Source organism: Nonomuraea harbinensis (genome assembly GCF_019396385.1).
Taxonomy (GTDB): domain Bacteria; phylum Actinomycetota; class Actinomycetes; order Streptosporangiales; family Streptosporangiaceae; genus Nonomuraea; species Nonomuraea ferruginea.
This window is the reverse complement of sequence record NZ_JAHKRN010000003.1, coordinates 67,571-80,530: the sequence shown is the minus strand read 5'-3', so window position 1 is coordinate 80,530 and position 12,960 is coordinate 67,571. Positions and strand designations below refer to the sequence as shown.

Annotated in this window: 11 protein-coding genes; 7 read left to right on the top strand and 4 right to left on the bottom strand. The window is 71.7% G+C overall.

From position 1 onward, the window contains the following. Position 1: 1 nt before the first annotated feature. A complete protein-coding gene (gene pgm / locus KME79_RS03825; RefSeq protein ID WP_219543335.1) occupies positions 2 to 1,633 on the bottom strand; it encodes a phosphoglucomutase (alpha-D-glucose-1,6-bisphosphate-dependent) in 1,632 nt (543 codons plus the stop codon). A 98-nt stretch (positions 1,634 to 1,731) separates the two neighbouring features. On the opposite strand from pgm, the gene KME79_RS03820 reads away from it, so the two are divergent. The 3 genes from KME79_RS03820 to thrS are packed head-to-tail and all read left to right on the top strand — an operon-like array spanning position 1,732 to position 5,302. Then, a complete protein-coding gene (locus tag KME79_RS03820) occupies positions 1,732 to 2,643 on the top strand; it encodes an LLM class F420-dependent oxidoreductase (RefSeq protein WP_148031170.1) in 912 nt (303 codons plus the stop codon). A 42-nt stretch (positions 2,644 to 2,685) separates the two neighbouring features. Then, positions 2,686 to 3,294 carry a glycoside hydrolase family 25 protein gene (locus KME79_RS03815; protein ID WP_219543334.1) on the top strand — a complete coding sequence of 203 codons (609 nt, stop codon included), beginning with the start codon at positions 2,686 to 2,688 and terminating at the stop codon, positions 3,292 to 3,294. Positions 3,295 to 3,337: 43 nt separating this feature from the next. After that, positions 3,338 to 5,302: a threonine--tRNA ligase gene (thrS, locus tag KME79_RS03810; protein ID WP_219543333.1), complete on the top strand. Its 1,965-nt coding sequence runs from the start codon at positions 3,338 to 3,340 to the stop codon at positions 5,300 to 5,302. A 79-nt stretch (positions 5,303 to 5,381) separates the two neighbouring features. Here the strand turns inward: thrS and KME79_RS03805 are convergent, their stop codons facing one another. Further along, complete coding sequence (locus tag KME79_RS03805) at positions 5,382 to 6,104, bottom strand: PIG-L deacetylase family protein (protein ID WP_148031173.1); 723 nt, start codon at positions 6,102 to 6,104, stop codon at positions 5,382 to 5,384. 78 nt (positions 6,105 to 6,182) lie between these two features. Here KME79_RS03805 and KME79_RS03800 point away from each other — a divergent pair, with 78 nt between their 5' ends. The 4 genes from KME79_RS03800 (at position 6,183) to KME79_RS03785 (ending at position 9,113) form a co-directional block, all read left to right on the top strand. Next, positions 6,183 to 7,190, top strand: a complete 1,008-nt coding sequence (locus tag KME79_RS03800) for an RNA polymerase subunit sigma-70 (protein ID WP_308248777.1) — start codon at positions 6,183 to 6,185, stop codon at positions 7,188 to 7,190. A gap of 74 nt (positions 7,191 to 7,264) precedes the next feature. After that, positions 7,265 to 7,678, top strand: coding sequence for a hypothetical protein (locus KME79_RS03795; RefSeq protein WP_219543331.1), 414 nt, complete (start codon positions 7,265 to 7,267; stop codon positions 7,676 to 7,678). 27 nt (positions 7,679 to 7,705) lie between these two features. Beyond that, positions 7,706 to 8,515 (top strand): alpha/beta hydrolase, encoded by an 810-nt coding sequence (locus tag KME79_RS03790; RefSeq protein WP_308248776.1) that lies wholly within the window; start codon positions 7,706 to 7,708, stop codon positions 8,513 to 8,515. A 67-nt stretch (positions 8,516 to 8,582) separates the two neighbouring features. Further along, a complete protein-coding gene (locus tag KME79_RS03785) occupies positions 8,583 to 9,113 on the top strand; it encodes an HIT family protein (protein WP_308248775.1) in 531 nt (176 codons plus the stop codon). On the opposite strand, the gene KME79_RS03780 is transcribed toward KME79_RS03785, so the two are convergent. Together KME79_RS03780 and KME79_RS03775 are read right to left on the bottom strand one after the other, a co-directional pair. Next, positions 9,110 to 10,678 carry a glycoside hydrolase family 10-like protein gene (locus KME79_RS03780; protein ID WP_219543329.1) on the bottom strand — a complete coding sequence of 523 codons (1,569 nt, stop codon included), beginning with the start codon at positions 10,676 to 10,678 and terminating at the stop codon, positions 9,110 to 9,112. The genes KME79_RS03785 and KME79_RS03780 overlap by 4 nt on opposite strands. A gap of 121 nt (positions 10,679 to 10,799) precedes the next feature. Next, complete coding sequence (locus tag KME79_RS03775) at positions 10,800 to 12,941, bottom strand: elongation factor G-like protein EF-G2 (protein WP_219543328.1); 2,142 nt, start codon at positions 12,939 to 12,941, stop codon at positions 10,800 to 10,802. Positions 12,942 to 12,960: the final 19 nt, after the last annotated feature.

Sequence of the window (12,960 nt, the reverse complement as noted above, 5' to 3'; positions counted from 1 at the left end):
ATCAGCCCAGCGCCGCGGAGACCAGCGACCGGGCCTCCTCCTGCACCTTGGCGAGGTGGTCCGGGCCGCGGAACGACTCGGCGTAGATCTTGTAGACGTCCTCGGTGCCCGACGGCCGGGCGGCGAACCAGGCGCTCTCCGTGGAGACCTTGACGCCGCCAAGCGACGCCCCGTTGCCCGGCGCGGCCGTGAGCACCGACGTGATCGGCTCGCCGGCCAGGCTGGAGGCCGTCACCTGGTCGGCCGACAGCCTGCCGAGCACCGCCTTCTCGTCGCGGGTGGCCGGCGCGTCCACCCGCGCGTAGGCGGGCTCGCCGAACCGCTCGGTCAGGCCCCGGTAGTGCTCGCTCGGCGACCTGCCCGTGACCGCCTGGATCTCGGCCGCCAGCAGGGCCAGGATGAGGCCGTCCTTGTCGGTGGTCCACACCGAGCCGTCGCGGCGCAGGAACGACGCGCCCGCGCTCTCCTCGCCGCCGAACCCGAGCGAGCCGTCGAGCAGCCCCGGCACGAACCACTTGAAACCCACCGGCACTTCGTACAGCCGCCGCCCCAGCGCGGCGGCCACCCGGTCGATGACGCCGCTGCTGACCATCGTCTTGCCGACCCCGGCGTCTCGCGGCCACCCGTCGCGGTGCTCGTACAGGTAGGAGATCGCCACCGCCAGGTAGTGGTTCGGGTTGACCAGCCCGCCGTCGGGGGTGACGATGCCGTGCCGGTCGGCGTCGGCGTCGTTGCCGGTGGCGATCTGGAAGCGGTCGCGGCCGTCGATGAGCGAGGCCATCGCGTACGGCGACGAGCAGTCCATCCGGATCTTGCCGTCCCAGTCGAGCGTCATGAACCGCCACGTCGGGTCGACTAGCGGGTTGACCACGGTCAGGTCGAGGCGGTGGCGCTCGGCGATCTCGCCCCAGTAGGCCACGCTGGCGCCGCCGAGCGGGTCGGCGCCGATCCGCACCCCGGCCGCCCTGATCGCGTCCAGGTCAACGACCGAGGGCAGGTCGTCCACGTACGAGCCGAGGAAGTCGTAGCGGCCCGCCGCTTCCAGCGCCCTGGCGTAGGGCACCCGGCGCACCCCGGCGAGGTCCTGGGCCAGCAGCCGGTTGGCGCGGTCCTGGATCCACGTGGTGGCCTCGGTGTCGGCCGGGCCGCCGTTCGGCGGGTTGTACTTGAAGCCGCCGTCGGACGGCGGGTTGTGCGACGGCGTGATGACCACCCCGTCGGCGAGCCCCGATTTCCTGCCACGGTTGTACGTGAGGATCGCGTGGGAGACGGCCGGCGTCGGCGTGTAGCCGTCGCGGGAGTCGATCAGCACCCGCACGTCGTTGGCCGCGAGCACCTCCAGCGCCGACACCCGCGCGGGCTCCGACAGCGCGTGCGTGTCGATGCCCAGGTAGAGCGGGCCGTCGGTGCCCTGCGTCAGCCGGTATTCGCAGATGGCCTGGGTGGTGGCCAGGATGTGGGCCTCGTTGAAGGCCGAGGCCCGCGACGACCCGCGATGGCCCGAGGTGCCGAACGTCACCCGCTGCCCCGGGTCGCCCGGGTCGGGCCGCAACGCGTAGTAGGCGGTCACCAGCCGGGCCACGTCCACCAGATCCGCGGGCTGAGCGGGCTGTCCCGCACGTTCGTGGGTCATGAAGCCACTTTACAAAGGGGGTACGGCCCGGCCTCGGCACCACCCGGCGCGACCGGGGTTACACTCGCCCCAGCCGACTAGAATGGAGTTCTGTCAGCATGCGATTCGGACTTCTGATCAACGAGCCCAACGGCCAGGATCCGTTCCCCGACCTGCGCGACCGGATCGCCCGCGCGGCCGACGACGGTTTCGACTCGGTCTGGATGTCCCAGATCTTCGGGCTGGACGCGCTCACCTCGCTCGCCGTGGCCGGCAGCGCCGCCCTGGCCGGGGGCCGCGACATCGAGTTCGGCACCGGCGTCGTGCCGACCTACCCCCGCCATCCCGTCGTGCTCGCCCAGCAGGCCATGACCGTCAACGCCGCGCTCGGCGGCCGGCTGGCCCTCGGCATCGGCCTGTCCCACCAGGTCGTCATCGAGGGCATGTACGGCTACAGCTTCGACCGGCCCGCCCGGCACATGAAGGAGTATCTCGACGTCCTGCTGCCCGTCACCCGCGGCGAGCAGGTCGACTACACCGGCGAGACGCTCAAGGCCAACGTGCGGCTCAGCACGCCGGGGGCCGGCCTGCCGGTGCTGGTCGCCGCACTCGGCCCGCGCATGCTCAAGCTGGCGGGCACCGTCGCCGACGGCACCGTCCTCTGGATGACCGGCCGCAAGACCGTCGCCGAGCACATCGTGCCCACCATCACCGCCGCCGCGAAGGAGGCGGGCCGGCCCGCGCCGCGCGTCGTCTGCACCCTGCCCGTCTGCGTCACCGACGACCCGGAGGCCGCCAGGGCCAAGGCCGACGAGATCTTCGTCATGTACGGGCAGCTCCCGTCCTACCGGGCCATGCTCGACAGGGAGGGCGTCGAGAACCCCGGCGGCGTCGCCGTGGTCGGCGACGAGGACGCGGTGCGCGCCCAGATCGACGCCCTGGCCCAGGCCGGGGTCACCGACTTCGTGGCCGCGGTCTACGGCGACCGCGAGCGCGCGCACAAGCTGCTCATCGGCGCGTCGAAGGGCTGATCAGCCGGAGTCGCCATAAACTCCGGCAGGGTGTACTCCGACATGGACAAGCGCTTGCTGCACGGCATCGACGTGTCCAACTGGCAGAAATCCGTCGACTGGGCCGAGCACGCGCGCAGTGGAGTGGCGTTCGCCTTCGCCAAGGCCACCGAGGGCGGCGACTGGACCGATCACTGGTTCTCCCGCAACTGGGACCGCATGCGGGAGAACTGGATCGTCTGCGGCGCCTACCACTTCGCGCGACCCAAGGGTGATCCCGTGGAGCAGGCGCGCCACTTCCTGCGCACGATCAGGGAGGCGGGCGGGCTGCGCCGGGGCGACCTGATCGCGCTCGACCTGGAGACCGACGACGGCATCAAGCCCGAGCGGGTCGCCGCCTTCGCCCGCCTCTGGTGCCGGTACGTGGAAGCGCGCACCGGCACGCGGCCGTTCGTCTATACCTTCCAGTCCTTCGCCGAGGAGGGCAACTGCGCGGGCCTGGGCGAGTATCCGCTGTGGATCGCCAGCCCGCACCGCCCGCGCGGCCGGCCTGCGGTGCCGGGGCCGTGGCGGGACTGGTCGATCCACCAGCACGCCAACAGCCCGATCGACCGGAACGTGTTCCTGGGCAGCCGCAGAAGGCTGACCAGGATGGGGTTCGACCCGCGATAGCATCGTTTTCCGTCACCGACGAGCGCTATCCAAGGGAGCCATCGTGTCAGCCGAGCTACGCATCACCCTCGCCGGAGCCGAGCGTGTGGTCGCGGCCGGCACGACGGCCGGCCAGGCGCTCGACGCCGACGGCCGCACCGTGATCGCCGCCCGGGTCAACGGCGAGGCGCGCGACCTGGCCTGCCCGCTCGCCGACGGCGACGTGGTCGAGCCGATCGAGATCTCCAGCGAGGAGGGCCGGGCGATCGTCCGCCACTCCACCGCGCACGTCATGGCCCAGGCCGTCCAGGAGCTGTTCCCCGAGGCCAAGCTCGGCATCGGCCCGCCGGTCGACAACGGCTTCTACTACGACTTCGACGTGGCCGAGGCTTTCCACCCCGACGACCTCAAGCGCATCGAGAAGCGCATGCGCGAGATCGTCAAGCAGGGCCAGCTGTTCTCCCGCCGTCCCGTCGGCGACGACGAGGCCCGCGAGGAGCTGGCCGACGAGCCCTACAAGCTGGAGCTCATCGGCCTGAAGGGCGGCGCGGACGCCGAGGAGTCGATCGAGGTCGGCGCCGGCCAGCTCACCATCTACGACAACCTCGACGCCAAGACCGGCGAGCTGCACTGGAAGGACCTGTGCCGCGGCCCGCACGTCCCGTCGACCCGGTCCATCCCCGCGTTCAAGCTCATGCGCTCCGGCGGCGCCTACTGGCGCGGCAGCGAGAAGAACCCGCAGCTCCAGCGCATCTACGGCACCGCCTGGGAGTCCCGCGACAAGCAGGACGAATACCTCAAGCTGCTGGAGGAGGCCGAGAAGCGCGACCACCGCAAGCTCGGCGCCGAGCTCGACCTGTTCAGCTTCCCGCCCGAACTGGGCAGCGGCCTTCCCGTCTTCCACCCCAAGGGCGGCATCATCCGCAAGGAGATGGAAGACTACATGCGCCGCCGCCAGGCGGAGGCGGGCTACGAGTTCGTCAACACCCCCCACATCACCAAGTCGACGCTGTTCGAGACCTCCGGCCACCTGCCGTGGTACGCCGACGACATGTTCCCGCCCTTCGAGCTGGAGGGCGTCGAATACCGCGTCAAGCCGATGAACTGCCCGATGCACAACCTGATCTTCCGGGCCCGCGGGCGCTCCTACCGCGAGCTGCCGCTGCGGCTGTGCGAGTTCGGCAGCGTCTACCGCTACGAGAAGTCGGGCGTGGTCCACGGCCTGACCCGGGTGCGCGGCATGACGCAGGACGACTCCCACATCTACTGCACCCGTGAGCAGATGGTCGGCGAGATCAAGAGCCTGCTCACCTTCGTGCTCAGCGTGCTGCGCGACTTCGGCCTGTCGGAGTTCTACCTGGAGCTGTCCACCCGCGACGACTCCGAGAAGTTCATCGGCGACCCCGCCCACTGGGACGAGGCCACCGAGGCGCTGCGCGAGACGGCCGTGGAGTCCGGCCTGGAGCTGGTCGACGACCCGGGCGGCGCGGCCTTCTACGGCCCCAAGATCTCCGTGCAGGCCAAGGACGCGATCGGCCGCACCTGGCAGCTGTCGACCATCCAGCTCGACCTCAACCAGCCCCAGCGGTTCGGGCTCGAATACCAGGCCGCCGACGGCAGCCGCCAGACCCCGGTCATGATCCACCGGGCGCTGTTCGGCTCCATCGAGCGCTTCCTCGGCGTGCTGACCGAGCACTACGCGGGCGCCTTCCCGCCCTGGCTCGCGCCCGTCCAGGTGGTCGGCATCCCGATCGCCGACACGCACGTGCCCTACCTGCAGGACGTCGCCAAGAAGCTGCGCGAGCGCGGCATCCGGGTCGAGGTCGACGCCTCCGACGACCGCATGCAGAAGAAGATCCGCAACGCCCAGAAGGCCAAGGTGCCCTACATGCTCCTGGCCGGCGACGACGACGTCGCGGGCGGCGCGGTGTCCTTCCGCTACCGCAGCGGCGAGCAGAACAACGGCGTACCGGTCGACCGGGCGGTCGCCGAGATCGCCGACGCCATCGAACGCCGCATCCAGGTCTGACACCCAACCCCGGACGCGTCCGGCTTACCCCGGACGCGCACGGGACGTGTCCGGATGTGCAGGCGTCGGAGTGTCCGGGTCAGCGGTTGAACAGTCTGAAGGGGATCGCGGGGCGGCCGGCGAAGCGGGTGGCGCTTTCGCGGGCGAAGCCTTCGACGAGTTCGCGCGCGTACTTCTCCGGGTCGTCGCCGGTGAGCGCCTCGATGTAGGCGCGGTGCGCCACCAGTGAGCGCACACCGGCCTCCAGCCCGTCCGTGACGTCGACGGCGTGGGTGGGGGAGTCGCTGCCCGCGACCGCCACCCAGCGCACGCCGCCCCACGGCTCGCCCGCGTCGGGGAAGATCCATCGGTTGCCGGCGTCGGCGACGGCGTCCATCACGGCCCGGCCGACCGCCCTGTGGTCGGGGGTGTTCCAGTAGGCGCCGCCGGCCCAGGTGTCGTCGAAGTTGAGGGTCACCACCAGCTCGGGACGGTGACGGCGGATCGCCGCCGCGATGTCGCGGCGCAGCGCCGGACCGTACTCGATCACCCCGTCGGCGTGGTCGAGGAACTCCACCGTGGTCACGCCCACGACGGCGGCGCCGGCCCGCTCCTCCCGCTCGCGCACCGGACCCGCCTCGGCCGGGGCGAGCGTGTCGATGCCCGCCTCTCCGCGCGTGGCCATCAGGTAGGCGACCTCGCGGCCCGCCGCGGTCCAGGTCGCGACGGCGGCCGCGCAGCCGTACTCCAGGTCGTCGGGATGGGCCACCACGGCGAGCGCCCGCTGCCAGTCGGTGGGCATGGGTTCGAGTTGATCGGCCATGCCCGCCACCCTAGACGCCGGGCGCCCGGATTGTCGGCGGCGGCGCGTACGATGACCCGCGCGACGAGGGGAGGAGCGGTGAGCGAGACCGGCGAGGTGACGGAGGCGATCCGGGCGGGCGACCAGGAGCGGTTCGCCGCGCTGGCCCAGCGCCACCGGCACGAGCTGGAGGTCCACTGCTACCGCATGCTCGGGTCCTACAGCGACGCCGAGGACATGGTGCAGGAGACGCTGCTGCGGGCGTGGCGGCGGCGCGAGACGTTCGAGGGCCGCGCCACGCCGCGCGCCTGGCTCTACCGGATCGCCACCAACGCCTGCCTCGACGCGCTGTCCGGCCCGGCCCGCTCGCGCGAGGTGGTCATGGCGATGGCGGGCGGCGAGCGGTCGGCGCAGGCCGAGGTGCCGTGGCTGCGCCCGATTCCCGACCGGGTGCTCGACCTGGCCGCCCCGGGGGAGGGCGAGCCGCACGCGGTGGCGGCCGCGCGGGAGACGATCGAGCTCGCCTACCTCGCGGCGATCCAGCATCTGCCGCCGCGCCAGCGGGCGGTGCTGATCCTGCGTGACGTGGCCGGATGGCGGGCCGAGGAGACCGCGGACGCGCTGGAGCTGAGCGTGCCTGCGGTCAAGAGCGCGCTCCAGCGGGCCCGCGCCACCCTCCGCGTCCACCTGCCCGAACGCCGCGCCGACTGGAAGCCGGCCACCGAACCGAGCGCGGAGGAGCGGCAGGTGCTGCGCCGCTACCTCAAGGCCTCCCAGAAGGGCGACCTGGACACGCTGGCCGCGCTGCTGCGCGAGGACGCCCGCCAGGCCATGCCGCCCGCGACCCTGCTGTACGCGGGCCGCGCCGCGATCCTCGAGATGTGGCGCCCGGTCATGGAGGGCCCCGAGGCGTGGGGCGAGTGGCGGCTGATCGAGACCGGGGCCAACCGGCAGCCCGCCGTGGCGAGCTACGTGCGCCGCCCCGGCGAGACGTCGTTCGCCGCGGTCAACCTCGACGTGCTGCGGATCGAGGACGGCCTGATCGCCGAGATCACCACGTTCGGGCCCGAGGTGCTCGCCGCCTTCGGGCTTCCGGAGAAAATCTGAGTCCCGCCGATTCCTTTTCCGCGCCACCGCCGTCATACGGGCACAACCGACGACGACCTGTGAAGGACGGCGACATGAACACCGGCGACAAGCAGCTTGAGGCCCTGGACCGGCTGGTCGGCACCTGGCGGGTGACGGGCGGCAGCGAGGGCACCGTCACGTACCGCTGGCTCGACGGCGGCTTCTTCCTCATCCAGGAGATCGACCTCGTCCAGGACGGCCACGCGGTCAAGGGCGTGGAGATGATCGGCAGGGAGCGGCCCTTCGGCGGCGAGCCGGGCGAGGACGTCAAGTCCCGCTACTACGGCAGCCAGGGCGAGACCTTCGACTACGTCTACGAGATGGCGGGCGACACGCTCACCATCTGGGGCGGCGAGAAGGGCTCGCCCGCCTACTACCGGGGCACGTTCGACGGCGACTCCGTCACCGGCGCCTGGGTCTACCCGGGCGGAGGCGGCTACGAGTCCAACATGACCCGGGTGAAGTGACCGCTTCACCTGTGGTGGACTGGCCCCGTGAACCTGCCCGGCGCGCTGCGCGCCGCCCTCGTGGTCCTCGTGGTGGCGGTGCTGCTGCTCGGGCTGCTGTGGGTCTTCCAGCGGCGGCTGATCTACCTGCCCGACCCGGCCCCGGTGCCGCCGGCCGGGCAGGTCGTGCCGGGGGCGCGCGAGGTGACGCTGACGACCGCTGACGGGCTGCGGCTCGGCGCCTGGCACGTGCCGGGAGACCACCCGGTGACCGTGCTGGTGGCAGGCGGCAACGCCGGCAACCGGCTGCACCGGGCGCCGCTGGCCCGCGCGCTCGCCGCCCGCGGGCTGCCGGTGCTGCTCGTCGACTACCGGGGCTACGGCGGCAACCCCGGCAGCCCCACCGAGGAAGGGCTGCGCCTGGACGTCCTGGCGGCGCGCGACTTCCTCGGCGAGGTGCCGGTGATCTACTTCGGCGAGAGCCTCGGCGCGGCCGTGCTGGCCGGGCTCGCCGCCGAGCGCCCGGCGGACGGGCTGGTGCTCCGCTCGCCGTTCACCGACCTGGCCGCGGCGGGGCAGGCCAACTACCCCTTCCTCCCCGTACGGGCCATGCTGCGCGACCGCTTCCCGGTCGCGGAGCGGGTCGCGGCCATCAGGGCGCCGATCGTGGTGGTGTACGGGACCGCCGACACGATCGTGCCGGCCGGCCAGAGCCGCGCGGTCGCCGCGGCCGCCGCGGGCCCGGTCACGGTCGTCGAGATCGCCGGGGCCGGGCACAACGACCCGGTGTTCCTGTCCGGGCCCCGGATGGTCGGCGCCGTCACGGACCTCGCCGACCGGATCCGCGACACCCGCTAGAAGGGCGTGGAGCCGGCCTGATGAGCACCTCGTCGGTCCGTTGCACGGGGGCCCTATGCTGCTAGATATGCACGATCAGGCAGGGGCAGGGGAGCCCGACAACTTCGAGCGTCTGTGGACCCCGCATCGCATGGCCTACATCAAGGGCGAGAACAAGCCGATCGACACCAGCCCCGACGGGTGCCCGTTCGACGCCATCCCCGAGATGAGCGACGAGGACGGCCTGGTCGTCGCCAGGGGCGAGGTCGTGTACGCGGTGCTCAACCTCTACCCCTACAACTCCGGCCACCTGATGGTCGTGCCCTACCGTCACGTCTCCGACTACGACCAGCTGACCGCCGCCGAGATCGTCGAGCTGGGCGAGTTCACCCAGCGGGCGCTGCGCGCGCTGCGCGAGGCCAGCGGCGCCCAGGGTTTCAACGTCGGCATGAACCTCGGCCACGTCGCGGGCGCGGGCATCGCCGCCCACCTGCACCAGCACGTGGTGCCCCGGTGGGGCGGCGACACCAACTTCATGCCCGTGGTGGCGCGCACGAAGGTGCTCCCGCAGCTGCTCCGCGACACCCGCCGGCTCCTCGCCGACGCGTGGCGCGACTAGCCGGCTTCGACCTTCACCCGGGCCGCGCCGCTCTCGTTGTGGAGCCGGTCGAGCGCGGTCACCAGGTAGGTGCCGGCCGAGTTCGCGGTGAACGACGGGTCCGAGACCACGGCCACGAGGTTGCGGGCGTCGGTCGTGTGGCAGTCGTCGCCAGACTTCGGCACCCGGTAGACCGCGTACGCGCGGGCCCCCTTCACCGGTGCCCACGACACGGCGGAGCCGGCCGCCTTGACGCCCGACGGCTTCGCCGGGGCGGCGCCGCCGCGCTCCTCCATCAGCGGCAGCAGCGCCGGGCGGGCGTAGTGGGCCTTGGCGACCCGGTCGATGGCGCCCAGCGGGTTGGTCAGCAGCTGCTTGGCGCTGAAGTACACGTCACCGCTGATCCGGTCGAGCTTGCGGTTGAGCGTGAGGTGGGCCGGCAGCTCGCCCGGCTTGGTCCAGGCGGCCTCGTCCTTCGCGCCGACCCGGTAGAGCGCCTGGCCGATGTAGAGGTGGACGTCGGTGCCCTCGACCGCGTCGGCCCACCACGGCGCCAGCTTGCCGTAGCCGGCCAGCTTGTGCGAGCGCGACCAGTAGAGCTGGGGCATCACGTAGTCGACGGTGCCCGCCTCGATCCACGCCTTGGCGTCGGCGTAGATCGAGTCGTAGGCGGACATGCCGGAGGTGTCGGAGCCGGACGGGTCCTGCGCCTTGTTGCGCCAGATGCCGAACGGGCTGATGCCGAACTTGACGTGTCCCTTGGCGGCGTGGACGGCCTCGTCGACCTCGGCCACGAGCTTGTCGACGTTCTGCCGCCGCCAGTCGGCCAGCTTCATGCCCTTGCCGTGCTTCTTGAAGGCCGCGCGGTCGTCGAACGTGCTGCCGGGCGCGGGATAGGGGTAGAAGTAGTCGTCGAAGTGGACGCCGTCGACGTCGTAGCGTTCGACCACGTCGGTGACGACCTTGACCACGTGGCGGCGCACCTGGGGCAGGCCCGGGTTGTAGTAGAGGCGGTCGCCGTACTTGACGGTCCAGCCGGGGTTCTTGCGCGCCGGGTGGGAGGCGGGCAGCTCGGCGACGCTCGCGTCGTAGGCGGCGCGGTACGGGTTGAACCAGGCGTGGAACTCCAGGCCCCGCTTGTGCGCCTCCTTGATGAGGAACGGCAGCGGGTCCCAGCCGGGGTCCTTGCCCGGGGTGCCGGTGAGGAACTGCGACCACGGCTCGATCGACGACTTGTAGAGGGCGTCGGACGCCGGCCTGACCTGGACGAAGACGGCGTTGAAGTTGCGCTTGGCGGCGGCGTCGAGCAGCCTCGTGTATTCGGCCCGCTGCCGGTCGGCCGACAGGCCCTTGCGCGAGGGCCAGTCGATGTTGTTGACCGTGGCGATCCACACCCCGCGCAACTGGCGTTTCGGGTGGCGCGGGTCGGGGGTGCACGCCGCGGTGACCACCGCGCTCTCGGTCGACTTCTTCTTGGCCGCCTCCGCCTTGCGCTGGCCGGCCTCGGCGGGCCCGAAGGTGTAGGCAGCGCCGACGGCCACGGCGGCGAGGGCGGTGGCGGCGAGGAGTGGGCGTCCGGTTCGCATAGTGCCAACCAGTCTCGCATCGGAGCCGGCATGCTCCGTACGGAAAAAAGAAATCGACTCGTGACACCATTGTGACCGGTGGGCCGGGAGGGGCTGCCCTCCCGGCGACCCGGCGGGGACCCTAGCCCGACTCCGCGGCCAGTTTGTCGGCGAGATGCGGCGGCAGCGGCTCGTAGCGCAGGAACGCGCGCTGGAAGGTGCCGGTGCCGTGCGACATGGAGCGCAGGTCGATCGCGTACCTCGTGACCTCCAGTTGCGGCACCTCCGCCTTGACCAGGGTGCGGCCGCGGCCCACCGGCTCGGTGCCGAGCACCCGCCCGCGCCGCGACGACAGGTCGGACATCACGGCGCCCACGTGCTCGTCGGAGACCAGCACCGACAGCTCGTCGACCGGCTCCAGCAGCAGCGTCGGCACCTTCGACGCCGCCTCCTTCAACGCCAGCTGACCGGCGATCTGGAACGCCATGTCGGAGGAGTCGACGGAGTGCGCCTTGCCGTCGTACAGCGTGACCCGGACGTCAACGACCGGATAGCCGGCGCGCACCCCCCGGTCCATCTGGGCCCGCACGCCCTTCTCGACCGACGGGATGAACTGGCGCGGCACGACGCCGCCGACGATCTTGTCGACGAACTCGAACCCGCCGCCCGACGGCAGCGGCTCCACCTCCAGATGGCAGATGGCGTACTGGCCGTGGCCGCCGGTCTGCTTGACGTTGCGGCCCATCGCCTGCGTCCGGCCGCCGAACGTCTCCCGCAGCGGCACCCGCAGGGCGATCCGCTCCACCTCGACCCCGTGGCGCTTGGCCAGCCGGTCCAGCAGCACGTCGGTGTGCGCCTCGCCCATGCACCACAGCACGAGCTGCCGGGTCTCGGCGTTGTTCTCCAGGCGCAGCGTCGGGTCCTCGGCCACCAGGCGGCCCAGCGCCTGCCCCAGCTTGTCCTCGTCGGCCTTGGACTTGGCGCGGATCGCCACCGGCAGCAGCGGCTCGGGCATGTCCCAGGCCGTCATCAGCAGCGGCCGCTCGACCTCCGACAGCGTGTCGCCGGTCTCGGCCCGCGACAGCTTGGCCACGGCCACGATGTCGCCCGCCACGCCCTTGGCGGTCTGGCGCTGCTGCTTGCCGAGCGGGCAGCTCAGGGCGCCGACGCGCTCGTCGACGTCGTGGTCCTCGTGGCCGCGCTCGGCCAGGCCGTGGCCGGAGACGTGCACGGTCATGTCGGGCCGCAGCGTGCCGGAGAAGACGCGCACCAGGCTGATGCGGCCCACGTACGGGTCGCTGGTCGTCTTGACGACCTCGGCCACCAGCGGGCCGTCGGGGTCGCAGGCGATGTCCGCCACCGGCTTGCCGTCGAGGGTGGTGATCTCGGGCATCGGGTGCTCGTGGGGCGCGGGGAAGCCCTGGGTGACGAGCTCCAGCAGCTCGATCGCGCCCACGCCGAGCCCGGTGCAGAGCACCGGGTGGAAGTCGCCCTCGCAGACCGCCTTCTCCAGGTCCTGGACGAGCACCTTGATGTCGATGGGCTCGCCCTCGAGGTAGCGCTCCATGAGCGACTCGTCCTCGCTCTCCTGGATGATGCCCTCGATCAGGACGCCGCGATGCTCCTCGATGCGGGCCTCGTACTCCGCTCCCGGCTCCTTCTCCGTACGGGTGCCGCCCGCGTAGTTGTAGAACTTCTGCGTCAGCAGCCCGATCAGGCCGTTCACGTTCCCGTTCGTGATGACCGGCAGATACAGGGGAGCGACCCCGTCGCCGAAGACCTCCTGGCAGGTGGCGAGCACCCCGTCGAAGTCGGCCCGCTGGTGGTCGAGCTTGGTGATGACCACGGCCCTGGGCATGCGGACCTGGGCGCACTCCTCCCACAGCATCTGGGTGAGCCCGTCGATCCCGTCGGTGGCCGACACCACGAACAGCGCCGCGTCGGCGGCGCGCAGCCCGGCTCGCAGGTCGCCGACGAAGTCCGCGTAGCCGGGGGTGTCGAGAAGGTTGATCTTGATGCCGTTGAAGGTCAGCGGCGCCGGTGTCAGGTTGACCGAGCGTTGCTGGCGCACCTCCACCTCGTCGAAGTCGCTGACCGTGTTGCCGTCTTCCACCCGGCCTGCCCGCTGGATGGTGCCGGTCGCCGCCAGCAGTTGCTCGACCAGGGTCGTCTTGCCCGCTCCCGAGTGGCCGACCAGGACGACATTGCGTATCGCATCCGCCTTGTCGGCCGCTGGTGCCCTGCCCGCGGCTCCCATGGCCCCGCCCGCGTTCTTGTCCGCCACTACGCCTCCCGCGTCGTCG

Excerpts from the sequence above, each read along its gene's own strand:
- pgm (WP_219543335.1), bottom strand. The coding sequence starts at position 1,633 with ATGACCCACGAACGTGCGGGACAGCCCGCTCAGCCCGCGGATCTGGTG.
- KME79_RS03820 (WP_148031170.1), top strand. The coding sequence starts at position 1,732 with ATGCGATTCGGACTTCTGATCAACGAGCCCAACGGCCAGGATCCGTTC.
- KME79_RS03815 (WP_219543334.1), top strand. The coding sequence starts at position 2,686 with ATGGACAAGCGCTTGCTGCACGGCATCGACGTGTCCAACTGGCAGAAA.
- KME79_RS03805 (WP_148031173.1), bottom strand. The coding sequence starts at position 6,104 with ATGGCCGATCAACTCGAACCCATGCCCACCGACTGGCAGCGGGCGCTC.
- KME79_RS03795 (WP_219543331.1), top strand. The coding sequence starts at position 7,265 with ATGAACACCGGCGACAAGCAGCTTGAGGCCCTGGACCGGCTGGTCGGC.
- KME79_RS03785 (WP_308248775.1), top strand. The coding sequence starts at position 8,583 with ATGCACGATCAGGCAGGGGCAGGGGAGCCCGACAACTTCGAGCGTCTG.
- KME79_RS03780 (WP_219543329.1), bottom strand. The coding sequence starts at position 10,678 with ATGCGAACCGGACGCCCACTCCTCGCCGCCACCGCCCTCGCCGCCGTG.